Raw genomic sequence first — 22,509 nt, forward strand, 5'->3', positions numbered from 1 at the left:
CGTTGCTCTCTTACGGGTCGGGGCTGTCGATGGTCAGGTGCTGGGTGGCCTGGGTGGTATTGGCCAGGGGCGCGCCCAGGCCGATCCACTCGCCGCGGGTCGGCTGGCCGGCGCGGGAAACACGTGCAACCAGTTGGACTTCGGCAAACTGGGACAGTTTCATCTGCGGCAGCATAGCGTCAGCGTCGGACAATTCCACTTCCAGTGGCAACTGCGCCACGGTCACCCGCTTGGCCGCCAGCGGCATCGGCGGGCCGTTGCTGGCACGGGCGAAGATGAACACGGTGTCGTCAGGCTTGACCTTGTCCTTGAGCGCCGCTGCCAGCTCCACCCGCACTTTTAGCCGGGCTGGCGCAGTGGCCTGCGCTTTGGCGCCACCGGTACCGCCCAGGCGCGCTGCCGCACGGTCGATACCGCCTTGCAGCGCCGCCCGCGAGGCATCGCCTTCGGGCAGTTGCGCCAGCAGGCGGTTCCAGTAGTCGATGGCTTCCTGGTAACGCTCGCCCTCGAAGGCGGCGATGCCCCGCAAGCCAAGGCTGGTGACCTCGTTCGGGTCGGCCTTCAATGCCTCGTCCGTCAGCGCCTGCACCTGGGGGCTCCACTGCTTGTCCGCCGCAAAGTACAGCGCCTGGGCCCACTGGCCAAGCAGCTCGGGCTGGCGGCCGGCCAGTGCCACGGCGCGCTCGTAGGCACGTGCTGCATCGGCCGGGCGTTGCTGGGCCATGTAGGCCCGGCCAAGGAAATACAGGCCCTCGGCCGAGTCCGGCTGGGCCTGCACGGCGCGCTCGAGGCGCGTGGTCATTTCGTCCATGGTTTTCGGTGCAGCGGCAAATTCCTGGGTCAGTTCGACCTTGTCCGCCGCACCAAAGTGCAGGTATAGCCCCAGTGCCAGTGCGGGCACCAGCACGGCCGCCAGCAATGGCAAGGCCTTGCCCAGGTGCCCCTGACGCGCAGGTTCGGCGCCTTCGGTGTCGGCCAGCAGCTCGCGGGCAGCTTCGTCACGGCCCTTGGCCATTTGCGCCTCATCGAGCACACCGGCGGCCTGTTGGGCGGCCAGTTCGGCGACGCGTTCCTGGTACAGGGCGACGTTCAGGGCAGTGCGGTCTTCTTCCTGCTGCTGGCGACGGCCACGCAGGATCGGGATCAGCAGAAAGCCGAGGGCGGCGAGCAGCAACAGGCCCGCGCTAAGCCAGAATTCAGTCATGGGTCTGTTCTTTTTCCAGCAGTTTGGCGAGACGCTCGCGTTCTTCGACGGACAGTTGCTGTGCAACCTGGGCGGCCGGGCCACGGCGCCTGCGGACGATCACCGCCAGCACCACGAAACCACCCGCCAACAGAATGCCCGGGCCGAACCACAGCAACCAGGTGCGGCCACTGAGCGCCGGCTTGTAGCGCACGAAGTCGCCATAGCGGTCGACCATGAAGTCGACGATCTGCTGGTTGCTCTTGCCTTCGCCGAGCATGCGGAAGATCTCGCGACGCAGGTCGGCGGCAATCGGTGCGTTGGAGTCGGCGATGTCCTGGTTCTGGCACTTGGGGCAGCGCAGTTCCTTGGTCAGCTGCTGGTAACGCTCGCGCTCGGCGTCGTCACGGAACTGGTAGGTATCGATGGCCGCCTTGGCCACACCGGCCAGGCTCAGGCCCAGCACGGCGGCTGCCAGCCAGCGCTTCATGGCTTGGCCTCGTCGACCAGGCCCTGGTACAGCGGCGCCAGCTGCTCGCGCCACACGCTGGCATCGACGATGCCGACGTGCTTGTAGCGGATGATGCCCTTGGCGTCGATCAGGAAGGTTTCCGGCGCGCCATACACGCCCAGGTCCAGCCCCAGGCTGCCCTGCTCGTCGCGGATATCCAGCTGGTACGGGTTGTGGAACTCGGCCAGCCACTTCTGCGCGGCGGCGTTGTCGTCCTTGTAGTTGATGCCGTGGATCACCACGCCCTGCTGGGCCAGCTGGTTCAGGTACGGGTGCTCGACCTTGCACGACGGGCACCAGGTGGCCCACACGTTGACCAGCGCCGGCCGCCCCAGCAGGTCGGCCTGGGTCAGGTTGCGGTCACCCTGGGTCGAAGCCAGGGCGAACGCCGGGAACGGCTTGCCGATCATCGCCGACGGCAGCTCGTCGGGCTTGAGGAACAGCCCCTTGTAGAGGAAAACCGCCATCAGCAGAAACACCGCCAGTGGCACGACCATGATCCAACGCTTCATGCAGCAGCTCCAGACACGCCCAGGGCCTCACGCACCCGGGTCTTGACCTTGACGCGATAGCGCCGGTCGAAGGCCGCCAGTAACCCGCCCAGGCCGGTCAGCAGACCGCCCAGCCAGATCCAGCGGACATAAGGCTTGATATGCACGCGCACTGCCCAGGCGCCGTTTTCCAGCGGCTCGCCCAGGGCGACGTACAGGTCACGGGTGAAACCGGCATCGATGCCGGCTTCGGTCATCATCGACTGCTGCACGGTGTACAGGCGCTTTTCCGGGTGCAGGGTGGTCACTTCACGGCCGTCACGGGTGACCACGATGGTGCCCTTGTCGGAGATGAAGTTCGGCCCTTCGAAGTGCGTCGCCCCTTCGAACAGGAAGTGGTAACCGCCAAGCTCGACACTTTCGCCCGGCGCCATGCGCAAGTCGCGCTCTGCGCTGTTGTTGCTCGACAGCACCACACCCAGGGCACACACCGCCAGGCCCAGGTGCGCCAGCTGCATGCCCCAGTAACTGCGGGTCAGGCCGCGCACGCCCTTGGCCAGGCCTTTGTGGCGGGTCTTGTCGAAAATGTCACGCAGGCCGCCGAGCACCACCCAGGCCGCCAGGGCAAAGGCGCTCAGGACCGGCCAGTCGAGGTCGTCGACGATGAAGCCAGCGATCGGCGCCAGCACCGCGCTGCCGATCAGCACCGGGGTCATCATGTTCGCCAGCCACTTGCCGGGGGTGTCCTTCCAGCGCACCACCACACCCACGCTCAGCACCACCATCAACAGCGCCATCAACGGCAGGAACAGGGCGTCGAAGTAAGGTGGGCCGACCGACAGCTTGGCCCCGGTCAGGGCGTCGAGCACCAGCGGGTACAACGTGCCCAGCAGGATCATCGAAGCCGCCACCACCAGGATCAGGTTGTTGGCCAGCAGCAGCGTTTCACGCGACCACAGGGCGAACCCGACCTGGCTCTTGACCACTGGTGCGCGCAGGGCGAACAGGGTCAGCGAGCCACCGACCACGAACAGCAGGAAGATCAGGATGAACACGCCGCGCGCCGGGTCGGCAGCGAAGGCGTGCACCGAGGTCAGCACGCCGGAGCGGACCAGGAAGGTACCCAGCAGGCTCAGCGAAAACGCAGCGATCGCCAGCAGCACGGTCCAGCTCTTGAATACCCCGCGTTTTTCGGTCACCGCCAGCGAGTGGATCAGCGCGGTGCCCACCAGCCAAGGCATGAACGAGGCGTTCTCCACCGGGTCCCAGAACCACCAGCCGCCCCAGCCCAGTTCGTAGTAGGCCCACCACGAGCCAAGGGTAATGCCGACGCCGAGGAAGGCCCAGGCGACGATGGTCCAGGGCCGCGACCAGCGCGCCCAGGCCGCGTCCAGGCGCCCGCCGAGCAGTGCGGCGATGGCGAAGGCGAAGGCCACCGAGAAGCCCACATAGCCCATGTACAGCATCGGCGGGTGGACGATCAGGCCGAAGTCCTGCAACAGCGGGTTGAGGTCACGGCCGTCGGTCGGCACCTGCGGCAGCAGGCGCTGGAACGGGTTGGAGGTGATGATCAGGAAGCTCAGGAAGCCGACGCTGATCATGCCCATCACCGCCAGCACACGGGCCAGCATCACCTGCGGCAGCTGGCGCGAGAAGATCGACACGGCGAAGGTCCAGCCACCGAGGATCAGCGCCCACAGCAGCAGCGAACCTTCGTGGGCGCCCCAGACCGCACTGAACTTGTAGTACCAGGGCAAGGCGCTGTTGGAGTTGCTGGCCACGTAGGCGACCGAGAAGTTGTCGGTCATGAACGCATGGGTCAGGCAGGCAAAGGCGAACACCAGGAAGGTGAACTGGCCCCAGGCTGCCGGGCGCGCCAGGCTCATCCACAGGCTGTCACCGCGCCAGGCACCGAGCAGCGGCAGCGTGGCCTGCACGGCGGCAAAGCAGATCGCCAGGATCATCGCCAGCTGGCCGAGTTCGGGAATCACCAGTGCCGCATTCATGGTTTGGCCCCCGCGCCGCTGGCCGCCTGGCCGCTTTCCTTCAGGGCCTTGGTAACCTCGGGCGGCATGTACTTCTCGTCGTGCTTGGCCAGCACTTCGTCGGCGACCACCACGCCATCGCCGTTGAGCTTGCCAAGGGCAACGATGCCCTGCCCTTCACGGAACAGGTCCGGCAGGATGCCGCGGTAGGTGATCGGCACGGACTTGTTGAAGTCGGTGACCACGAAACGCACGTCGAGCGAATCCGATGAACGCTGCACCGAGCCCTTCTCGACCATGCCACCCGCACGGATGCGCGTGTCCAGCGGCGCCTCGCCGTTGGCGATCTGGGTTGGTGTGTAGAACAGGTTGATATTCTGCTGCAGGGCGCTCAAGGCAAAGCCGACGGCAACCGCAACCCCGACCAGCAGGCCGAGGATCAGGAACAGGCGTTTCTTGCGCTGCGGATTCACTGGTTGTTCTCCCGGCGCAAACGGCGCGCCTCATCTTGCAGGTAGCGGCGGCGGGCCAACACGGGGGCGGCGACATTCAGCGCCAGCACCGCCAGGCAGATGCCATAGGCCGACCAGACATACAGGGCATGGTGGCCCATGGCGAGAAAATCGCCGAAGGAAGCGAAACTCATCGCGCGGCCCTCCGCCCCAGGCTGTTCAACACTTCATCCTTGACCCAACTGGCGCGCGCCTCGCGCTTGAGCACTTCCAGGCGCATGCGCAGCAGCAGCACGGCACCGAAGAAGCAGTAGAAACCCAGCGCCGTGCACAGCAGCGGCAGCCACATTTCGGCCGGCATCGCCGGTTTTTCGGTGAGGGTGAAGGTAGCGCCCTGGTGCAGGGTGTTCCACCACTCCACCGAGTACTTGATGATCGGAATGTTGATCACCCCGACGATGGCCAGCACCGCGCAGGCCTTGGCGGCGCTCTCACGGTTGCTGATGGCCTGGCCCAGGGCAATGATGCCGAAGTACAGGAACAGCAGGATCAGCATCGAGGTCAGCCGGGCGTCCCAGACCCACCAGCTGCCCCAGGTCGGCTTGCCCCAGATGGCCCCGGTGACCAGCGCCACGGCGGTCATCCAGGCGCCAATGGGCGCTGCGCATTGCAGGGCGACATCGGCCAGTTTCATCTTCCACACCAGCCCCACCGCGCCAGCCACGGCCAGCAGTACATAGCAGGACTGCGCCAGCATGGCCGCCGGTACGTGGATATAGATGATGCGGAAGCTGTTGCCCTGCTGATAGTCCTCGGGGGCGAACGCCAGGCCCCAGACCACGCCGGTGACCAGCAAAAGGACGGCAGAGATGGCCAGCCATGGCAGCATGCGGCCGCTGATGGCATAGAACCATTTCGGCGAACCCAGTTTGTGGAACCACGTCCAGCTAATTTTCATCAGGTACATCCGGTATTAGCCGGGCTTGGGAGCCCGGGACTCGTTATTCGCCGACGCTGATCTTCAGGCCGGCCGCTATCGCAAAGGGTGCCAGGGTAACCGCCAGGGCTGTCAGGCTGGCGAGCCAGAGCAGATGGCCGGTGGCTGGCATATTCTGCAATGCCGCCTGCAACGCACCACTGCCCAGGATCAATACAGGGATATACAACGGCAGAATCAGCAACGCCAGTAACAAACCACCACGCTTGAGACCGACCGTCAGCGCAGCGCCGACCGCCCCCAACAGGCTCAATACCGGCGTGCCCAGCAGCAGCGAGCCGAGCAGCACCGGCAGGCAGTGGCTGGGCAACCCCAGCATCAGTGCCAGCAATGGCGCCAACAATACCAGCGCCAGCCCGGAAAAGATCCAGTGCGCCAGCACCTTGGCCAGCACCAGCATGGCCAGCGGGTGCGGTGACAATACCCACTGCTCCAGCGATCCGTCTTCGAAATCACTGCGAAACAGGCCGTCGAGCGACAGCAGCACGGCCAGCAAGGCCGCGACCCAGACCAGCCCGGGCGACAAGGTTTGCAACAATTGGCTTTCCGGGCCAACGGCCAACGGGAACAGGGCCACGACGATGGCGAAGAATACCAGTGGGTTGGCCAGCTCTGCCGGGCGGCGGAACAGCAAGCGCGCTTCGCGGCGCAGCAACAGGATGAATACGCTCATGCCGCCCACTGCCCCAGATTGAGTTCGCGGTAGCCGCTGGGCTTGCGTTCCAGGCTATGGTGCGTCGTCAGCACGACCGTACCGCCCTGTTCGCAGTGGGCGGCCAGGTGCGCTTCGAGCTGGGCCACGCCCTGCTTGTCGAGGGCGGTGAAGGGTTCGTCGAGAATCCACAACGGCGGGCTGCTCAGGTGCAGCCGGGCCAATGCCACGCGGCGCTGCTGGCCGGCGGACAAGGTATGGCAGGGGACGTCTTCGAACCCACGCAGGCCGACCGCCTCCAGTGCCGCCCAGATGGCTTCACGGGTGGCCGGTTGGTGCAGGGCACAGAGCCAGGTGAGGTTCTCCTCGGCGGTGAGCAGGTCCTTGATGCCGGCGGCGTGGCCGATCCAAAGCAGGATGCTGGCCAAGGCATGGCGCTGTTCGCCAAGTGGCTGGCCACCCAGCAGGATCTGCCCGGCAGTTGGCTGCATCAGCCCGGCCAACAGGCGCAACAGGCTGGTCTTGCCGCTGCCGTTGGGGCCGCTGATCTGCAGCATGTCGCCGGGGCGCAACTCGAAATCGAGGTGCTCGAACAACAGGCGCCAGTCGCGCTCGCAGGCCAGGCCCACGGCTTGGAGGTGAAGGGTCACGGATTCGCCTTATCTATATGCTTCTCAAGTCGCCCACCTCGCTGCCGTTATACTGGCAGTGGCGGGCGGCAGGCATTATTACATGTGCTGCCGCGCTGCCAAGAGGGCGGGCTCCACAGGTTGTATACAATCATGACTGAAATCAATAGTCTCGGCGCACAAACCGCCATCAATCCGCAGGCGATCAAGGCCCAGCTGACCGGTGAGCTGCTCAACCTGACCCAGGCGCAACCCGGCTTGCTCAAGCCGGGCGAAACCGCTCAGGCCGAAGTGCTGACCCTGCGCCAGAGCGGCAGTACCTTCCAGTTGGTGCTGCAAGTGATCCAGGCCAACGGCAGCCAGACCCAGGTCCAGGCCAGTGCCAATCAGCCAATCCCACAAGGCAGCCAGCTCACCGTCAGCCAGCCCGAAAGCAACCGCCTGGCCGTCATGGTGCAGCAGGCCAGTGCCAGCAACGTCGCCACCCTCACCCAGCTCGACACCAGCAAGGTGCCGGTCGGTACCCTGCTGCAGGGCAAGGTGCTGACCAACCAGCCGTTACCCCAGGCTACGGGCGAGGCGGCCAGCTTCCGCTCGCTGGTCAGCCTGCTCAACACGGCTCAGGCTGGCGCCACACTCAGCATCGACAGCCCGCGCCCACTGCCGATCGGCAGCCTGCTCAGCGCCCTGGTGCAGGGCGATCAGTCGCTGCGTTTCGTGCCGCTCAGCGGTCGCCAGGAACAACTGAACATTGCCCAGCAGTTGCTGACCCAGCAAGGCCGCCAGGCGTCCCTGCCCGGCCTGCTCGCTGCGCTGCAGCAGATAGCCAGCAGCCCGAGCACCGACGGCGAACTGCGCAGCACCGCCAGCAGTCTGCTGGCCAGCCTGCCGGACGCCCGTCAGCTCAGCGACGGCAAAACACTGGCCCAGGCCCTGAACAACAGTGGCACCTTCCTCGAAGCAAAACTGCTGGGCGGCCTCGGTAGCGCCGTGGCCACTGACCTCAAGGCGCAGCTGATTCGGCTGGTGGCCCAGGCCACAGTGAGCGCGCCGACCAGCCCGGTGGTCGCCAGCACCACCCTTGCCCAGGCCCTGCCGGCCATGGCCCGCAGCGCCCTGGGCATGCTCGACCGGGTCAGCCCGAGAACAATACCGGGCGCATTCCCGCTACCGTCACGCCTGCTGCAGGCCATGGAAAATGAAGGTGACCTGCAACAGCTGCTGCGCCTGGCCGCCGCTGCCATTTCGCGTCTGCAAAGCCACGCCCTGAGCAGCTTGCAGCAATCCGGCACGCTGGATAACGGCAACCTGCAGACCACCTGGCAGACCGAAGTGCCGGTGCGCCACGGCCAGGAGTTCATCCCCCTGCAAGTGAAGCTGCAGCGCGAAGAAACCCCGGAGCAGCAGGGCAAACGCCAGCAACGCGAACAGCCGGACCCGCTGCAGGCACTGTGGCGGATCGACCTGGCATTCGACCTGGCGCCCCTTGGCCCATTGCAGGTGCAGGCACAGTTGCTTGAGGGGCGCTTGTCCGGCCATCTGTGGGCCGAGCGCGAACAGACCGCGCGGCTGATCGACAGCCAGCTCGGCGACCTGCGCGAACGCCTGCTGGCCCGTGGCCTGAATGTCGGCGACCTGGAGTGCCACGCCGGCATTCCACCACAGGGCCCGCGCACACGGGTGGAACAACGTTGGGTGGACGAAAACGCATGATCGACAGGCAACCACGCCAGGCCATCGCCCTGAGCTACGACGGCCAACAGGCCCCGACTCTGACCGCCAAGGGCGATGACGAGCTGGCCGAGGCCATTCTCGCCCTGGCTCGCGAGCACGAAGTACCGATCTACGAGAACGCCGAACTGGTGCGCCTGCTGGCACGCCTGGAGCTGGGCGAACAGATCCCTGAGGCGCTGTACTTGACCATCGCCGAAATCATCGCCTTTGCCTGGCAGCTGCGCGGCAAGGTCCCGTACGGCTTCGAGGATGCGCCCCAGGGCGAGCGTGACGTGACCGAAGTGCAGCCGCGCCTGGCCGGCCCACCCGCCTGAATCGACGCGGCCAGCACTATTTACCGCTTTGCAGCTAACCGATCGTTCGACTCTGTGGCCTTTTGCTCGCCACGGAGACCGCAATGCCCAACCCCCACATCAATGCTGCCGGCGTGCAGTTCGTTCGCAACCACCTGGCCACCCTGCCCCGCCCCGACCAAGAGGCCAAGCACGCGATAAGCAGCTGGCTGTCGGCACAAGGCGTGAACCTTGACCCCGACCAGATCGACGTCGTCACGCTGCATGTCCACCCAGCCGGAGTCGCCAGCTACCAGGCGGTTGTCGTCCAGCGCCTCAGCCTGACCCAGGCCGTACTGACGAACTGGCAAGGCGAATCCAACAATGATTTTTTCGGCGGGCTGTTCAGGCAACCCTGGGCCGGGCAGCTTCCTGATGATGGCCCGATCGCTGTCGTCGACACACTGCCTCAACAGCCCATTGCCGATAACGGTGCGTGGTACGAAGTGTTCAACGGCCTGTTCAGGCGCTCGGCGCCAGCCCGCTACGATCACTCGACACTGCTCGATGTTCGCGCCGAAGCCCTGTATGAGCATATCGAGGCACTCGACTTCCACACCCGCTACAAGGCCTCGCTCGACACGTTCTGGCACCAGCACCTGCCTGACTACCGCCTGTGCTGCAAACTCAATTTCATCGCGGCCTGCAACCAGCAGGTCGCCGAAGGTAGCCTGAGCGATGCTGCACGCAAGCTGGCCTGGCGTGCAGCCGAGCTGATTCCCCGAGGCAAGGGCCTGCGCCTGAGCACGTTGAGCATCTATGGCTATGCGGCCAGCGACCTGCTCTACATCAACGATGCCAGCAGCGACCTCACACTGCTGTACGCGCCCGGCAACAGTTCGCCCCTGCTGGAGTTCGCCAGTGAAGACCTGCTCAAGGACTGGGTTGGCCAGCAGTGCAAGGAAGCAACCGGGCGCCGGGCGTTGAAACAGCATTTTCGCCTGGCCGACGGCCCGCAGGGTATCGACTTCAGCGGCCTGGACACCGCACTGGAAGGCTTGGGCGTATACCCGCGCAACCACAGGCTGCCCCCGGAACATGGCTTTTTCAATAACGACGGTATCTGGCCGCCGCGTACCTACGTCAACTACCGCCCCGGCAAGTACAACCCCAGAATCACCGGCGACCTGTTCCAGGCGATGGCCGAACGTCAGCGTCAGCGCAGCTACGACGATGCCGACTTCCTGATTACCAGCAACAGCGAAGTCATGAAGTCCCGGTGGGCGGGTTACCTCAACACCACACTCACCTTGCTGGCCCCCCTGACCTTCGTGGTGCCGGGCCTTGCGCCTTTACTGGCACTGGGCGGCATCGCCCAGATCGGGCTTGGCCTGGACCAGGCGATCAACGGCAAGACCTTGCAAGATAAACAGCAAGGCGTAGGCAACATTACCTACGGCCTGTTGAATGCAACGCCTTTGGCCGCCGAAACGGTACTCAAGGGCGATGCCCTGTTTCGCTGGCAGCAGGACGGTTTCGTTGCGCCGCGCCGGGTCAACGAACAATGGGGCTACCCGCTGAGCCCTGTCAGCCCACCCCACTTGCCCGACCTGGATGTCGCGCCCTACTTCCACCGCCCTGCACGCATTGCCCCATTACCCGATGCAAATGCCACGGTTGCCAACTCGGTGAGGCGCTTTCCCCGCTACAACGGGGATGTCGACCATCTCCTGGGCTATCTGGAAGAATTCCCCGGGTATGTGGAAACACTGGACCTGGTCTACGACGTGCAGGCCGACCTGTTCATCACCGAGGAAGGCACCAACGAGGTAAGCCCGACTTATTACGAAGCCGAGCCAGGGACCGGCAACATGCGCATCGTCAGCAACGAAGGGCGGCAGGTGACGGACGCTATGCGCATGTCGTCCCTTCGCGCGCTCGGCATCGATGTGCAGTTTCCGGTGCAACTTCCCGCTGCGGCAATCGACGGCGCTCACCCCATACCCAAACTGATCTCGTCGATTTGGGTCGGTGACAAGACGCTCGGCAACGAGCTGATCGATACCTTGGCAGCCAATGCGGCAAAGCTGCGAAACAGCCCCTATCAGTATCGGCTGTTCCTGTCGAAGGCAAACCCGGTGGCGTTCGCGCAAAACCTCGAAAAGCTGGGTTCAAACGTGCCTGGCTTGCAAGTTTTGCCACTGGAAGAACAACCCTTTTTCGAGGCCTTCACACAGAGCGAATACTTCGACCAATATCAAGCCGCGATCGCTGGCAATGGCGGAGTGGCCACCAACTACGCTTCCGCCTCGGACGTGTTGCGCTACCCCATGCTGCATGCCGAAGGCGGGCTGTACATGGACGTCGATGACCAACTGCTGAGCAAGGCGCTGACTGTAGACGGCCCGCACGACAGTGCAGCCATCGACACACTCGAACTGGCAACCAGCGATGATGGCCTCCTGCTGCATCCGCCCCTGCAAAACGAAAAGCTGGGCATGAACAGCCTGTACAACACCAGCATGATCGGCAGCCACCCGGGCAACCCGACGCTGCGGGCCATTTCCGAAGAGATGCATGCGCGCTACCGGCTCAATACCGACTTCTATCACGCCCGCCCCACACTGGCCGACGATCCGGAAGGCTTCTACCGCTACGCCAGCCGCTTGAGCCAGCTGACCGGCCCCGCGATGCTAAACGCCGTGGTAGACAGGCTGTTGCCTGACCTTTACCAACTGCGCCAGTTGCACAACCTGTACACGATGCCACGCATCAACAGCTACCTGTACATCGACCTGGAAGCCTTCAAGGCCCTGCAGCGTGAACGCCTGCCGCTCAACCGCCTGGCCAGGGTTGGCGGCTTGCACTCGTGGGCCAGCACCTGAAGCAGGCACAAAAAAGGCGACCTCAGGGTCGCCTTTCTTCTGTCATTCCGAGCGGTGCAACTTGCGCATCAGCTCCGCCTCGGCCTGGGTCAAGCCACAGGTCTCGGTCAATTCCGACACACTCGCCCCCATCCCCACCAGCTTGGCGGCCTGACTGAAGGTGACGTTGTTGGGGTCGCGCTGCTCCAGGCGTTCCAGGCGGTCAGGCAAGGTCGCCACTGCCGCGCGCAACTCGTGAATGGCCTCACCCATGCGCACGGTACCGTTCTGGTAGTCGTCCAGGCGCTTGCCCAGGTCCTTGATGCGCTGGTCGCGCAGGGCATCGCCCGCGGCCTGCTGCGCCGCCAGTTCGCGTTGGCGCTTGCTGTAGTTGAGAAAGAACCACAGGCTCACAGCCCACAGCAGCGCCAGGAAGATTACCGCCACCTCGAAGATCAACTCAGATGTTCTCCAGCTCGGACCACTCTTCCTCGGTCATCATCTTGTCCAGCTCGACCAGGATCAGCAGTTCGCCGTTCTTGTTGCACACGCCCTGGATGAACTTGGCCGACTCTTCGTTACCGACGTTCGGCGCCGTCTCGATTTCCGACTGACGCAGGTATACCACCTCGGCAACGCTGTCGACCAGGATGCCGACCACTTGCTTGTCAGCCTCGATGATCACGATACGGGTGTTGTCGGTCACGTCCGATGGCATCAGGCCAAAGCGCTGGCGGGTGTCGATCACCGTCACCACGTTGCCGCGCAGGTTGATGATGCCCAGCACGTAGCTAGGTGCGCCCGGCACCGGTGCGATCTCGGTGTAGCGCAGCACTTCCTGCACCTGCATGACGTTGATGCCGTAGGACTCGTTGTCCAGACGGAAGGTTACCCACTGCAGGATCGGATCTTCAGAACCTTGCGCAGACGACTTTTTCATTCCCCTAGCCCTCTAAATCCGCTGTTGGCGGTTGTGTTCGGTGTCATTTCTGTTTGGCGTGCAACTGCTTGACAGCGCCGCTGGCGATCAGCTCGGCCAGTTCGGCGACGTCGAGCAGTGCACACATGTGTTCGATGACCGTGCCGGCCAACCAGGGGCGCTGACCACGCTGGCTGCGCCACTTGATCTCGGCCGGGTCCAGGCGCAGCGAACGGCTGACCTGATGCACTGCCAGGCCCCATTCGTAGCCCTGCACGGAAATCACGTAATTCAGGCCCTGGCGAAAGTCTTCGCGGTAGCGGTCGGGCATGACCCAGCGCGCGGTGTCGAGCACCTTGAGGTTACCGGCCTGGCAAGTGAGGATGCCAAGGAACCAGTCCGGCTGGCCGAACAGCGGTGTCAGCTCCTGGCCTTCCAGGCTGTAGATCGAGCCCAGGCATACCAGCGGTACGGCCAAGGTCAACCCGGCAACGTCGAACAGCAGGCACTCGAACGGCTCGGCAGCCCAGGCTGGGCGGCCATCGATGCTGGCCGGCGGGACCGGTGTGTCCGCCATGCCTGCCGCTGGCAGGTGCACTTCGACCAAGGGTGCGACCGGCGCCGGTGCTGGCGCCTCGGTCAGCACCGGGATGCTGGCCTCGGCCACCACTTCAGCCTCGACCAGTGCCACCACTGGCTGCTCGACCGGCAATACGGCTGGCAGCACCTTCACCTGCGGCTCGGCGAAAGGCCTGGCTACAGGTGCTGGCTGACGTGCATCACGCGCCTGCTCTTCACGCACGGCGGCGGCGAATTCGTCGTTGGCCATGGGCGCATCGGCCGGCGCGGGCAGGTCGAGAATGTCCTCGGCCTCGGTGGCCTCTTGCAACAGCCCATCCAGGTACGACTGCAGGGCCAGTTGCGGCTTGGTGCCGACAGGCCGGTTCATGAAGCCACCTGCGTGGCCGGCTTGTAGGTGAGCATATGCTTGAGCAGTGCCCGGTAGGCGATCACCCCGCGGCTCTTGCCGTCGAACTGCGACGGCGTGACGCCATTGCGGCTGGCATCGCGCAGGCGCGTGTCGACCGGGATGTAACCCTGCCACACCTGGTGTTCATAGGTATCGCGCAGCACCTTGAGAGTGCCCAGCGAAGCCTGGGTACGGCGGTCGAACAGGGTCGGCACGATCTGGTACGGCAAGGCCTGCTTGCGCGAGCGGTTGACCATGGCCAAGGTGCCGATCATGCGCTCCAGGCCTTTAACCGCAAGGAATTCGGTCTGCACCGGGATCACCAGTTGCTGGCTGGCAGCCAGTGCGTTGACCATCAGCACGCCCAGCAAGGGCGGGCTGTCGATCAAGGCGAAATCGAAATCCTGCCACAACTGCGCCAGACTCTTGGCGATCACCAGGCCCAGGCCACTCTGCCCCGGCGACTGACGCTCCAGCACGGCCAGCGCGGTGCTCGACGGCAGCAACGAGATACGCTCATCGCTGGTGGGCAACAACAACTGACCTGGCAGGCCTTCAGGCACGCTGCCCTTGTGCAGGAACAGGTCGTAGCAGCTGTGCTCCAGGGCGTCCGGGTTGTGCCCGAAATAGCTGGTCATCGAGCCGTGCGGGTCGAGGTCGACGACGACCACGCGCTTGCCCGCCTCGGCCAGCAGGCCGGCCAGGGCGATGGTGGTCGTGGTCTTGCCAACGCCACCTTTTTGATTGGCTACTGCCCAGACTCTCATAGGACAACTCTTGTCTGATTGGCGTTGCAGGGTCCATGCGGGAGCGCAGGCTTCGATAAATCGAGCAAGACAACTGCCCCCATTAAATTTGCTGTGACGGAGAATTGACGGCTCACTTCGCCGTCGTCGCTGCTGGGGCTGGTGGTGCACTTTGTGTGCCAGCACGGCGCAGCGCTGCATCCGGGGTGGCATTGGCACTGCCCGAACCGGTCAGGCTGCGGCGTACTTCAAGGTTGCGGGAAATCACCAGCACCACCCGCCGGTTGCGCGCGCGCCCTTCGGCGGTGTCGTTGCTGGCGACCGGCTGGTATTCGCCATAGCCCACCGAGGCCATGCGGGCCGGGTTGACCCCTTGCATCGCAAGCAAACGCACGATGCTCGCCGCCCGCGCCGCCGACAGCTCCCAGTTGGTCGGGTACTGCGCCGTGCGAATCGGCAGGTTGTCGGTGAAGCCCTCGACGTGCACCGGGTTGGCGAACGGTTTGAGGATGTTGCCGACCTTTTCGATGATGTCGAACGCCTTGTCACTGGGCATGGCATCGCCACTGCCGAACAGCAAGGACGAGTTGAGCTCGATCTCCACCCACAGTTCGTTGCCGCGCACGGTCATCTGGTCAGACTTGATCAGGTCGCCAAAGGCATCGCGCACGTCATCGCTGATGGTCTTGAGCGGGTCGACGTTGGTCTGCGCAAGGCCCGCATCGGTCTGCTCGCTGTCCTTGATCAAGGGTTCTGCCGGTTTCACACTGAGCGGCTGCTCATCGCCGACCGGGATCGGCTTCATGCTGCGCTCAGGGTCGTTGAACACCCCGAGCAGCGCTTGCGAGATGACCTTGTACTTGCCCTCGTTGATCGAGGAAATTGAATACATGACCACGAAGAAAGCAAACAGTAAGGTGATGAAGTCGGCGTACGACACCAGCCAGCGTTCGTGGTTCTCGTGTTCCTCGGTATGACGGCGACGGCGCATGGCTTACTCCATGAAGCCTTGCAGCTTCAGCTCGATCGAACGCGGGTTCTCGCCCTCGGCAATCGACAGCAGGCCTTCAAGCAGCATTTCGCGGTAGCGCGACTGGCGCATCACGATGGCCTTGAGCTTGTTGGCGATCGGCAGCAGGACCAGGTTGGCACTGGCCACGCCGTAGATGGTGGCGACGAACGCCACGGCGATGCCGTTGCCCAGCTGCGAAGGATCGGCCAGGTTGCCCATCACGTGGATCAGGCCCATGACCGCACCGATGATACCGATGGTCGGGGCGTAGCCGCCCATGCTCTCGAACACCTTGGCGGCCTGGATATCACGGCTTTCCTGGGTCAGGAAGTCGACTTCGAGGATGCTGCGGATCGATTCCGGCTCGGCGCCATCGACCAGCAGCTGCAGGCCCTTGCGGGCGTACGGGTCAGGTTCGGCATCGGCCACGCCCTCCAGGCCGAGCAGGCCTTCCTTGCGTGCCACCAGGCTCCAGTTGACCACCCGGTCGATACCGCCGGCCAGGTCGACCCGTGGCGGGAAGAAGATCCAGCGCAGGATCTGCAGCGCGCGCTTGAAGGCCGACAGCGGCGACTGCAGCAATGCCGCCGCCAGGGTGCCGCCGAGCACGATCAGGCCGGCAGGGCCATTGAGCAAGGCGCCGACGTGGCCACCTTCAAGGAAGTTGCCGCCAACGATGGCGACGAACGCCAGAATCAGGCCAATCAGGCTGAGCACATCCATCAGACACAAGCCTCGACCAGGTGTTTGCCGATTTCATCCAGGCTGTACACCGCGTCGGCCAGGTTGGCTTTGACGATGGCCATGGGCATGCCGTAGATCACACAGCTGGCCTCATCCTGGGCCCACACGGTACTGCCGCCCTGCTTGAGCAGGCGCGCGCCTTCACGGCCGTCGGCGCCCATGCCGGTGAGCACCACCGACAGCACCTTGTCGCCGTAGGACTTGGCCGCCGAGCCGAAGGTGATGTCCACGCACGGCTTGTAGTTCAGGCGCTCGTCGCCCGGCAGGATCTTCACCGCACCACGGCCGTCGATCATCATCTGCTTGCCGCCAGGGGCCAGCAGTGCCAGGCCCGGGCGCAGCATGTCGCCATCCTCGGCTTCCTTGACACTGATCTTGCACAGCTTGTCGAGGCGCTCGGCAAAGGCCTTGGTGAAAGCCGCAGGCATGTGCTGGATCAGCACGATCGGCGCCGGGAAGTTCGCCGGCAGCTGGGTCAGCACCCGCTGCAGGGCCACTGGGCCACCCGTGGAAGTGCCGATCGCCACCAGCTTGTAAGGCTTGCGCTTGGGTGCCGGGGCATGCGCTGCAGCAGGCGCCGGAGCCGCTGCGCGGGCTGGTGCGGCGCTGCGTACCGGCGCTGCGCTGGTAAGGCTGCTGGCGGGGGCATGGCTGCTGGCCGGCGCTGGCGCGGTGGCCGGCGCGTGGCTGGCGTAGCCGCCGAAACGGCGGTTGCTGCGCGAAATGGTATGCACCTTCTCGCACAGCAGCTGCTTGACCTTCTCCGGGTTGCGCGAGATGTCTTCGAAGTTCTTCGGCAGGTAATCCACCGCACCGGCATCCAGCGCGTCAAGGGTGACGCGGGCGCCTTCGTGGGTCAGCGAGGAGAACATCAACACTGGCGTCGGGCAGCGCTGCATGATGTGCCGCACTGCGGTGATGCCATCCATCATGGGCATCTCGTAGTCCATGGTGATGACATCGGGTTTGAGCGCCAGTGCCTGGTCGATCGCTTCCCTGCCGTTGGTCGCAGTGCCGACCACCTGGATCGTCGGGTCCGCCGAGAGGATTTCCGAAACGCGGCGGCGGAAGAAACCGGAATCATCCACCACCAGGACCTTGACTGCCATAAACACTCCATTAGGCGGCGCAACCCGCCAGGGTGCGCCGCCGAAAATCAGATACGCCGTGCCGCGTAACGCTTGAGCATGCTCGGCACGTCGAGAATCAGCGCGATGCGACCGTCACCGGTGATGGTGGCGCCGGACATGCCCGGGGTGCCCTGCAGCATCTTGCCCAGCGGCTTGATCACCACCTCTTCCTGGCCCACCAGCTGGTCGACCACGAAGCCGATACGCTGGGTACCGACCGACAGGATCACCACATGGCCCTCGTGCTGCTCTTCGTGCACCTGGCCCTGAACCAGCCAGCGCTTGAGGTAGAACAGCGGCAGTGCCTTGTCGCGCACGATCACCACTTCCTGGCCGTCCACCACGTTGGTGCGCGACAGGTCGAGGTGGAAGATCTCGTTGACGTTGACCAACGGGAAGGCGAATGCCTGGTTGCCCAGCATCACCATCAGGGTCGGCATGATCGCCAGGGTCAGCGGCACCTTGATGACGATCTTCGAGCCCTGGCCCTTGGCCGAGAAGATGTTGATCGAGCCGTTGAGCTGGGAAATCTTGGTCTTCACCACGTCCATGCCGACACCGCGGCCGGAGACGTCGGAAATCTCGGTCTTGGTCGAGAAGCCCGGGGCGAAGATCAGGTTGTAGCAGTCCGATTCGCTCAGGCGATCGGCGGCGTCCTTGTCCATCAGGCCCTTTTCCACGGCCTTGGCGCGCAGGATGTTCGGGTCCATGCCTTTGCCGTCGTCGGAGATCGACAGCAGGATGTGGTCACCTTCCTGCTCAGCCGACAGCACCACGCGGCCAGTTCGTGCCTTGCCGGCGGCTTCACGCTCGTCCGGCATCTCGACGCCATGGTCGACGGCGTTGCGCACCAGGTGCACCAGCGGGTCGGCCAGGGCCTCGACGAGGTTCTTGTCGAGGTCGGTCTCTTCACCGACCAGCTCCAGGTTGATCTCTTTCTTCAGCTGCCGGGCCAGGTCACGGACCAGGCGCGGGAAGCGCCCGAAGACCTTCTTGATCGGCTGCATGCGGGTTTTCATCACCGCGGTCTGCAGGTCGGCAGTGACCACGTCGAGGTTGGACACGGCCTTGGACATGGCCTCGTCGCCGCTGTTCAGGCCCAGGCGCACCAGGCGGTTACGCACCAGCACCAGTTCGCCGACCATGTTCATGATCTCGTCCAGGCGCGCGGTGTCGACGCGCACGGTAGTTTCCGCTTCGCTGGCATGCTTTTCGGCGGCCGGTGCCGGGGTGCGGGCTGGCGCGGCAGGCTTGGCGGCAGCAGGTGCAGCGGCCGCCGGGGCAGCAGCAGGCCTGGCGGCCGGCTTGCTTTCAGCCTTGGCAGCAACCGGCGCAGCCACAGCGACAGGCGCTTCACCAGCAACGGTTTCAGCGGCAAACTTGCCCTTGCCGTGCAACTGGTCGAGCAACGCTTCAAACTCGTGCTCGGTGATCTCGTCACTGCTGGCAGGCGCGACAGCGCTTTGCACGGCAACCGTGGCGGCTGGCAGGGCATCGGCCTGGAAGGTGCCCTTGCCGTGCAGCTGGTCCAGCAACGACTCGAATTCTTCGTCGGTGATCTCGTCGCTCACCGGCGCGCTGGCAACGACCACCGCTTCGGCGGCAGCCACTTCGGGCGAGAACTGGCCCTTGCCATGCAACTGGTCGAGCAGCGATTCGAACTCGGCGTCGGTGATGTCGTCACCCGAGCCGCTCAGGGTCTCGCCCTGCATCTGCTGTTCGGCAGCGGCCGCTTCAGCCTTGACCGCGTCGAGCGAATCGAGCAGCTGTTCGAACTCGGTGTCAGTGATGTCGGCCTCGCTGGCCACAGGCTCCGGCGCCGCTTCGACCACCACCGCAGGGGCGTCGCCGCTGGCAGGTTCCGCCAGGCGCGACAGGGCCGCCAGCAGCTCCGGCGTGGCCGGGGTCACTTCACTGCGCTCACGCACCTGGCCGAACATGCTGTTGACCGTATCCAGTGCCTCAAGCACCACGTCCATCAGTTCCGCGTCGACCCGGCGCTCACCTTTGCGCAGGATGTCGAACACGTTCTCGGCGATGTGGCAGCACTCCACCAGCTCGTTCAGCTGAAGGAAGCCGGCGCCCCCTTTTACAGTGTGGAAACCGCGAAAGATCGCATTGAGCAGGTCGGCATCGTCGGGCCGGCTTTCCAGCTCGACCAGTTGCTCGGACAGTTGCTCAAGAATTTCGCCGGCTTCTACCAGGAAATCCTGAAGGATTTCTTCATCGGCGCCGAAGCTCATTAAACGTGCTCCTTAAAAACCCAGGCTGGACAGCAGATCGTCGACGTCGTCCTGACCGGACACAACGTCTTCACGCTTATCGGCATGAATCTGCGGACCTTCACCCCGAGTCGGATGTTTTTCTTGATCTTTTTCAGCGCGCAGCTGCTGGTGGTCATGTTCGATACCGGCAAAGCGGTCGACCTGACTGGCCATCAGCACGAGCTTGAGCAGATTGCTTTCCACTTCGGTCACCAGCGCAGTCACGCGCTTGATCACCTGGCCAGTCAGGTCCTGATAGTCCTGAGCCAGCAGAATGTCGTTGAGGTGGCCGGCGACCTTGCGGTTACCCTCGGCGCTGTGCGTCAGGAAACTGTCGACACGCTTGACCAGCTCGCGGAACTCCGGCGCGGCGACCTCGCGGCGCATGAAGCGCTGCCAGTCGACGCTCAGGCCTTGCGCCTCGCTCGCCAGGTCGTTGAGCACCGGGGTGCTCTCCTCCACCAGGTCCATGGTGCGGTTGGCGGCGCCCTCGGTGAGCTTGACCACGTAGGAGAGGCGCTCGGTAGCGTCGGTGATCTGCGAAACTTCCTCGGCCTGCGGCATGTGCGGGTCGATCTGGAAGCTGACGATCGCGCTGTGCAGCTCACGAGTGAGCTTGCCGACTTCCTGGTACAGGCCACGGTCGCGGGTCTGGTTGAGCTGATGGATCAGCTGCACCGCCTCGCCGAAACGCCCCCGCTCCAGGCTCTCGACCAGCTCCTGGGCATGTTTCTTCAGGGTCGATTCGAACTCCCCCAAAGACGTTTGTGTTGATTCCATGGCGCCCCCTGACGTGACTCAGCCGTTGACGCGTTCGAAGATCTTCTCGATCTTTTCTTTGAGCACCTGGGCGGTGAACGGCTTGACCACGTAACCATTGACCCCGGCCTGGGCCGCTTCGATGATCTGGTCGCGCTTGGCTTCGGCGGTCACCATCAGCACCGGCATGCCTTTCAGGCGATCGTGGGCACGGACCTTGCGCAGCAGGTCGATACCGGACATGCCGGGCATGTTCCAGTCGGTTACCAGGAAGTCGTAATGGCCACTTTCGAGCATTGGCAGCGCAGTGGTGCCGTCATCGGCTTCATCGGTGTTGGTGAAGCCCAGGTCACGCAACAGGTTCTTGATGATCCGCCGCATCGTCGAAAAGTCGTCAACGATGAGGATTTTCATGTCTTTGTTCAAGTAGACCTCCAAGCAGTCTCAAACGCGCTCGGCCCCGAGCGCGCGCATTCATTCAATTCGGTACAACATGGAAAACGAACGTGGATAACGACCGCAACGACCCCAGGCTCAACGCGCCCGCCATTCCCCCAGGCGGCTGCGCAGGCGCGCGGCACACTGGCTGTGCAACTGGCTGACACGCGATTCGCTGACCCCCAGCACCTCACCGATTTCCTTGAGGTTCAGCTCTTCGTCGTAGTACAGCGCCAACACCAGCCGCTCACGCTCTGGCAGGTTGGCGATCGCATCGGTCAGGGCAGCCTGGAAGCGCTCGTCTTCCAGATCGCGCGACGGCTCGATCTGGCCACTGGCGCCGTCCTCGTGCAGCCCTTCGTGCTCGCCGTCCTGCAACAGGTCGTCGAAGCTGAACAGGCGGCTCCCCAAGGTATCGTTCAAAATCCCGTAGTAATCATCGAGACTCAACTGGAGTTCGGCAGCAACTTCATGATCTTTAGCGTCGCGGCCAGTTCTTGCTTCAACAGCGCGCATCGCATCACTGACCATGCGCGTATTGCGGTGCACCGAACGCGGCGCCCAATCGCCCTTGCGGACTTCGTCGAGCATTGCCCCGCGAATGCGGATGCCGGCGTAGGTTTCGAAGCTGGCGCCCTTGCTGGCGTCATACTTGTTGGCCACTTCCAGCAGGCCGATCATGCCGGCCTGGATCAGGTCTTCAACCTGGACGTTGGCTGGCAGGCGTGCCAGCAAGTGGTAGGCAATGCGCTTGACCAGCGGCGCATAACGTTCCACTAGCTCGAACTGGGCGTCTTTGGACGCCTTGCTGTACATCTTGAAGCCGCTCGCGTTCATAGCACGGGCCCTGCGCTGGTGGGTTGCACCAGGCGTTCGACGAAGAACTCAAGATGCCCGCGCGGGTTGGCGGGCAGCGGCCAGCTGTCGACCTTTTGCGCGATGGCCTTGAAGGCCAGGGCGCACTTGGAGCGAGGGAAGGCTTCGTACACCGCGCGCTGCTTCTGCACTGCCTTGCGCACGCTCTCGTCGTACGGCACGGCGCCGACGTATTGCAGGGCCACGTCGAGGAAGCGGTCGGTAACCTTGGTCAGCTTGGCGAACAGGTTGCGCCCTTCCTGCGGGCTCTGCGCCATGTTGGCCAGCACGCGGAAACGGTTCATGCCGTAGTCGCGGTTGAGCAGCTTGATCAGCGCGTAGGCGTCGGTGATCGAGGTCGGCTCGTCGCACACCACCAGCAGCACTTCCTGGGCCGCGCGCACGAAGCTGACTACCGAGTCACCAATACCCGCAGCGGTGTCGATCACCAGCACATCGAGGTTGTCGCCAATCTCGCTGAAGGCCTGGATCAACCCGGCATGCTGCGCCGGCGCCAGGTGCACCATGCTCTGGGTACCGGAGGCGGCCGGCACGATGCGCACACCGCCAGGCCCCTGCAACAGCACATCGCGCAGCTCGCAGCGGCCCTCGATCACATCGGCCAGGGTGCGCTTCGGGGTGAGGCCAAGCAATACGTCGACATTGGCCAGGCCAAGGTCGGCGTCCAGCAGCATCACCCGGCGGCCGAGTTCGGCCAGCGCCAGGGACAGGTTCACTGAAACGTTAGTCTTGCCGACGCCACCTTTGCCACCGGTGACGGCGATCACCTGTACGGGATGCATGCTACCCATGTTCGTTGTTTACCTTGTCTTGCCTGGACCCAAGCCACACGCGGGGCGACACTGCCAGCCCCGGAATGTAGGTACTTTGCATACGCTTCA

24 protein-coding genes are annotated in these 22,509 nt (G+C 64.2%); 3 read left to right on the forward strand and 21 right to left on the reverse strand.

All coding sequences use genetic code 11. From position 1 onward, the window contains the following. Positions 1 to 10: 10 nt before the first annotated feature. From ccmI to ccmA, 9 genes are read right to left on the reverse strand one after another with little or no spacing between them, the layout of a single operon-like run. Positions 11 to 1,204: a c-type cytochrome biogenesis protein CcmI gene (gene ccmI / locus BUQ73_RS18090; protein ID WP_079229100.1), complete on the reverse strand. Its 1,194-nt coding sequence runs from the start codon at positions 1,202 to 1,204 to the stop codon at positions 11 to 13. Then, on the reverse strand, positions 1,197 to 1,673 hold the full coding sequence (locus BUQ73_RS18095) for a cytochrome c-type biogenesis protein (protein WP_079229101.1): 477 nt from the start codon (positions 1,671 to 1,673) through the stop codon (positions 1,197 to 1,199). Before BUQ73_RS18095 ends, ccmI begins: the two co-directional genes overlap by 8 nt. Beyond that, complete coding sequence (locus BUQ73_RS18100) at positions 1,670 to 2,206, reverse strand: DsbE family thiol:disulfide interchange protein (RefSeq protein ID WP_079229102.1); 537 nt, start codon at positions 2,204 to 2,206, stop codon at positions 1,670 to 1,672. The genes BUQ73_RS18095 and BUQ73_RS18100 overlap by 4 nt, the downstream gene beginning before the upstream one ends. Next, complete coding sequence (locus BUQ73_RS18105) at positions 2,203 to 4,176, reverse strand: heme lyase CcmF/NrfE family subunit (protein WP_192858723.1); 1,974 nt, start codon at positions 4,174 to 4,176, stop codon at positions 2,203 to 2,205. Before BUQ73_RS18105 ends, BUQ73_RS18100 begins: the two co-directional genes overlap by 4 nt. Positions 4,177 to 4,187: 11 nt before the next feature. Then, complete coding sequence (ccmE, locus tag BUQ73_RS18110) at positions 4,188 to 4,643, reverse strand: cytochrome c maturation protein CcmE (protein ID WP_027921214.1); 456 nt, start codon at positions 4,641 to 4,643, stop codon at positions 4,188 to 4,190. Further along, positions 4,640 to 4,816: a heme exporter protein CcmD gene (gene ccmD, locus BUQ73_RS18115; protein ID WP_079229104.1), complete on the reverse strand. Its 177-nt coding sequence runs from the start codon at positions 4,814 to 4,816 to the stop codon at positions 4,640 to 4,642. Before ccmD ends, ccmE begins: the two co-directional genes overlap by 4 nt. Next, on the reverse strand, positions 4,813 to 5,580 hold the full coding sequence (locus BUQ73_RS18120; RefSeq protein WP_079230587.1) for a heme ABC transporter permease: 768 nt from the start codon (positions 5,578 to 5,580) through the stop codon (positions 4,813 to 4,815). The genes ccmD and BUQ73_RS18120 overlap by 4 nt, the downstream gene beginning before the upstream one ends. A gap of 43 nt (positions 5,581 to 5,623) precedes the next feature. Beyond that, the gene (gene ccmB, locus BUQ73_RS18125) at positions 5,624 to 6,292 is read right to left on the reverse strand and encodes a heme exporter protein CcmB (RefSeq protein WP_008096270.1); all 669 of its coding nucleotides are present in this window, start codon (positions 6,290 to 6,292) and stop codon (positions 5,624 to 5,626) included. Further along, positions 6,289 to 6,921: a cytochrome c biogenesis heme-transporting ATPase CcmA gene (ccmA, locus tag BUQ73_RS18130; RefSeq protein ID WP_079229105.1), complete on the reverse strand. Its 633-nt coding sequence runs from the start codon at positions 6,919 to 6,921 to the stop codon at positions 6,289 to 6,291. The genes ccmB and ccmA overlap by 4 nt, the downstream gene beginning before the upstream one ends. Positions 6,922 to 7,053: 132 nt before the next feature. Here ccmA and BUQ73_RS18135 point away from each other — a divergent pair, with 132 nt between their 5' ends. The 3 genes from BUQ73_RS18135 to BUQ73_RS18145 all read left to right on the forward strand — a co-directional run bounded on the left by BUQ73_RS18135 (position 7,054) and on the right by BUQ73_RS18145 (position 11,791). Next, complete coding sequence (locus BUQ73_RS18135; protein ID WP_079229106.1) at positions 7,054 to 8,613, forward strand: flagellar hook-length control protein FliK; 1,560 nt, start codon at positions 7,054 to 7,056, stop codon at positions 8,611 to 8,613. After that, complete coding sequence (locus BUQ73_RS18140) at positions 8,610 to 8,948, forward strand: EscU/YscU/HrcU family type III secretion system export apparatus switch protein (protein ID WP_079229107.1); 339 nt, start codon at positions 8,610 to 8,612, stop codon at positions 8,946 to 8,948. The genes BUQ73_RS18135 and BUQ73_RS18140 overlap by 4 nt, the downstream gene beginning before the upstream one ends. 83 nt (positions 8,949 to 9,031) lie before the next feature. Beyond that, on the forward strand, positions 9,032 to 11,791 hold the full coding sequence (locus BUQ73_RS18145; RefSeq protein ID WP_079229108.1) for a dermonecrotic toxin domain-containing protein: 2,760 nt from the start codon (positions 9,032 to 9,034) through the stop codon (positions 11,789 to 11,791). A 42-nt stretch (positions 11,792 to 11,833) separates the two neighbouring features. Here the strand turns inward: BUQ73_RS18145 and BUQ73_RS18150 are convergent, their stop codons facing one another. From BUQ73_RS18150 to fleN, 12 genes are all read right to left on the reverse strand, one after another. After that, entirely contained in the window at positions 11,834 to 12,229 is a 396-nt protein-coding gene (locus BUQ73_RS18150) for a DUF2802 domain-containing protein (RefSeq protein WP_027921207.1), read from the reverse strand. A gap of 1 nt (position 12,230) precedes the next feature. Next, on the reverse strand, positions 12,231 to 12,710 hold the full coding sequence (locus BUQ73_RS18155) for a chemotaxis protein CheW (RefSeq protein WP_016393802.1): 480 nt from the start codon (positions 12,708 to 12,710) through the stop codon (positions 12,231 to 12,233). A 43-nt stretch (positions 12,711 to 12,753) separates the two neighbouring features. Beyond that, complete coding sequence (locus tag BUQ73_RS18160; protein ID WP_079229109.1) at positions 12,754 to 13,638, reverse strand: CheW domain-containing protein; 885 nt, start codon at positions 13,636 to 13,638, stop codon at positions 12,754 to 12,756. Continuing rightward, on the reverse strand, positions 13,635 to 14,426 hold the full coding sequence (locus tag BUQ73_RS18165; RefSeq protein ID WP_027921205.1) for a ParA family protein: 792 nt from the start codon (positions 14,424 to 14,426) through the stop codon (positions 13,635 to 13,637). Before BUQ73_RS18165 ends, BUQ73_RS18160 begins: the two co-directional genes overlap by 4 nt. A 112-nt stretch (positions 14,427 to 14,538) precedes the next feature. Next, positions 14,539 to 15,396, reverse strand: a complete 858-nt coding sequence (gene motD, locus BUQ73_RS18170) for a flagellar motor protein MotD (protein WP_079229110.1) — start codon at positions 15,394 to 15,396, stop codon at positions 14,539 to 14,541. 3 nt (positions 15,397 to 15,399) lie between these two features. Beyond that, entirely contained in the window at positions 15,400 to 16,140 is a 741-nt protein-coding gene (locus BUQ73_RS18175) for a flagellar motor protein (protein ID WP_027921203.1), read from the reverse strand. Further along, the gene (locus tag BUQ73_RS18180) at positions 16,140 to 17,270 is read right to left on the reverse strand and encodes a protein-glutamate methylesterase/protein-glutamine glutaminase (RefSeq protein WP_079229111.1); all 1,131 of its coding nucleotides are present in this window, start codon (positions 17,268 to 17,270) and stop codon (positions 16,140 to 16,142) included. The genes BUQ73_RS18175 and BUQ73_RS18180 overlap by 1 nt, the downstream gene beginning before the upstream one ends. Before the next feature lie 47 nt (positions 17,271 to 17,317). Continuing rightward, the gene (locus BUQ73_RS18185) at positions 17,318 to 19,534 is read right to left on the reverse strand and encodes a chemotaxis protein CheA (protein ID WP_079229112.1); all 2,217 of its coding nucleotides are present in this window, start codon (positions 19,532 to 19,534) and stop codon (positions 17,318 to 17,320) included. A gap of 12 nt (positions 19,535 to 19,546) precedes the next feature. Then, positions 19,547 to 20,335, reverse strand: coding sequence for a protein phosphatase CheZ (locus BUQ73_RS18190; RefSeq protein WP_079229113.1), 789 nt, complete (start codon positions 20,333 to 20,335; stop codon positions 19,547 to 19,549). A gap of 18 nt (positions 20,336 to 20,353) precedes the next feature. Beyond that, positions 20,354 to 20,728 carry a chemotaxis response regulator CheY gene (locus BUQ73_RS18195; protein WP_104881405.1) on the reverse strand — a complete coding sequence of 125 codons (375 nt, stop codon included), beginning with the start codon at positions 20,726 to 20,728 and terminating at the stop codon, positions 20,354 to 20,356. A 120-nt stretch (positions 20,729 to 20,848) separates the two neighbouring features. Beyond that, entirely contained in the window at positions 20,849 to 21,589 is a 741-nt protein-coding gene (gene fliA, locus BUQ73_RS18200) for an RNA polymerase sigma factor FliA (RefSeq protein WP_027921199.1), read from the reverse strand. Beyond that, positions 21,586 to 22,419 carry a flagellar synthesis regulator FleN gene (fleN, locus tag BUQ73_RS18205; RefSeq protein WP_054884183.1) on the reverse strand — a complete coding sequence of 278 codons (834 nt, stop codon included), beginning with the start codon at positions 22,417 to 22,419 and terminating at the stop codon, positions 21,586 to 21,588. The genes fliA and fleN overlap by 4 nt, the downstream gene beginning before the upstream one ends. Positions 22,420 to 22,509 lie beyond the last annotated feature (90 nt).

The organism is Pseudomonas putida, assembly GCF_002025705.1.
GTDB classification, from domain to species: Bacteria; Pseudomonadota; Gammaproteobacteria; order Pseudomonadales; family Pseudomonadaceae; genus Aquipseudomonas; species Aquipseudomonas putida_J.

Excerpts from the sequence above, each read along its gene's own strand:
- BUQ73_RS18155 (WP_016393802.1), bottom strand. The coding sequence starts at position 12,710 with ATGAAAAAGTCGTCTGCGCAAGGTTCTGAAGATCCGATCCTGCAGTGG.
- BUQ73_RS18165 (WP_027921205.1), bottom strand. The coding sequence starts at position 14,426 with ATGAGAGTCTGGGCAGTAGCCAATCAAAAAGGTGGCGTTGGCAAGACC.
- BUQ73_RS18145 (WP_079229108.1), top strand. The coding sequence starts at position 9,032 with ATGCCCAACCCCCACATCAATGCTGCCGGCGTGCAGTTCGTTCGCAAC.
- BUQ73_RS18140 (WP_079229107.1), top strand. The coding sequence starts at position 8,610 with ATGATCGACAGGCAACCACGCCAGGCCATCGCCCTGAGCTACGACGGC.
- BUQ73_RS18185 (WP_079229112.1), bottom strand. The coding sequence starts at position 19,534 with ATGAGCTTCGGCGCCGATGAAGAAATCCTTCAGGATTTCCTGGTAGAA.
- BUQ73_RS18175 (WP_027921203.1), bottom strand. The coding sequence starts at position 16,140 with ATGGATGTGCTCAGCCTGATTGGCCTGATTCTGGCGTTCGTCGCCATC.
- BUQ73_RS18190 (WP_079229113.1), bottom strand. The coding sequence starts at position 20,335 with ATGGAATCAACACAAACGTCTTTGGGGGAGTTCGAATCGACCCTGAAG.
- motD (WP_079229110.1), bottom strand. The coding sequence starts at position 15,396 with ATGCGCCGTCGCCGTCATACCGAGGAACACGAGAACCACGAACGCTGG.
- BUQ73_RS18135 (WP_079229106.1), top strand. The coding sequence starts at position 7,054 with ATGACTGAAATCAATAGTCTCGGCGCACAAACCGCCATCAATCCGCAG.
- fliA (WP_027921199.1), bottom strand. The coding sequence starts at position 21,589 with ATGAACGCGAGCGGCTTCAAGATGTACAGCAAGGCGTCCAAAGACGCC.
- ccmI (WP_079229100.1), bottom strand. The coding sequence starts at position 1,204 with ATGACTGAATTCTGGCTTAGCGCGGGCCTGTTGCTGCTCGCCGCCCTC.
- BUQ73_RS18160 (WP_079229109.1), bottom strand. The coding sequence starts at position 13,638 with ATGAACCGGCCTGTCGGCACCAAGCCGCAACTGGCCCTGCAGTCGTAC.
- ccmD (WP_079229104.1), bottom strand. The coding sequence starts at position 4,816 with ATGAGTTTCGCTTCCTTCGGCGATTTTCTCGCCATGGGCCACCATGCC.
- BUQ73_RS18100 (WP_079229102.1), bottom strand. The coding sequence starts at position 2,206 with ATGAAGCGTTGGATCATGGTCGTGCCACTGGCGGTGTTTCTGCTGATG.
- ccmB (WP_008096270.1), bottom strand. The coding sequence starts at position 6,292 with ATGAGCGTATTCATCCTGTTGCTGCGCCGCGAAGCGCGCTTGCTGTTC.
- BUQ73_RS18195 (WP_104881405.1), bottom strand. The coding sequence starts at position 20,728 with ATGAAAATCCTCATCGTTGACGACTTTTCGACGATGCGGCGGATCATC.
- BUQ73_RS18180 (WP_079229111.1), bottom strand. The coding sequence starts at position 17,270 with ATGGCAGTCAAGGTCCTGGTGGTGGATGATTCCGGTTTCTTCCGCCGC.
- BUQ73_RS18095 (WP_079229101.1), bottom strand. The coding sequence starts at position 1,673 with ATGAAGCGCTGGCTGGCAGCCGCCGTGCTGGGCCTGAGCCTGGCCGGT.
- BUQ73_RS18120 (WP_079230587.1), bottom strand. The coding sequence starts at position 5,580 with ATGAAAATTAGCTGGACGTGGTTCCACAAACTGGGTTCGCCGAAATGG.
- fleN (WP_054884183.1), bottom strand. The coding sequence starts at position 22,419 with ATGGGTAGCATGCATCCCGTACAGGTGATCGCCGTCACCGGTGGCAAA.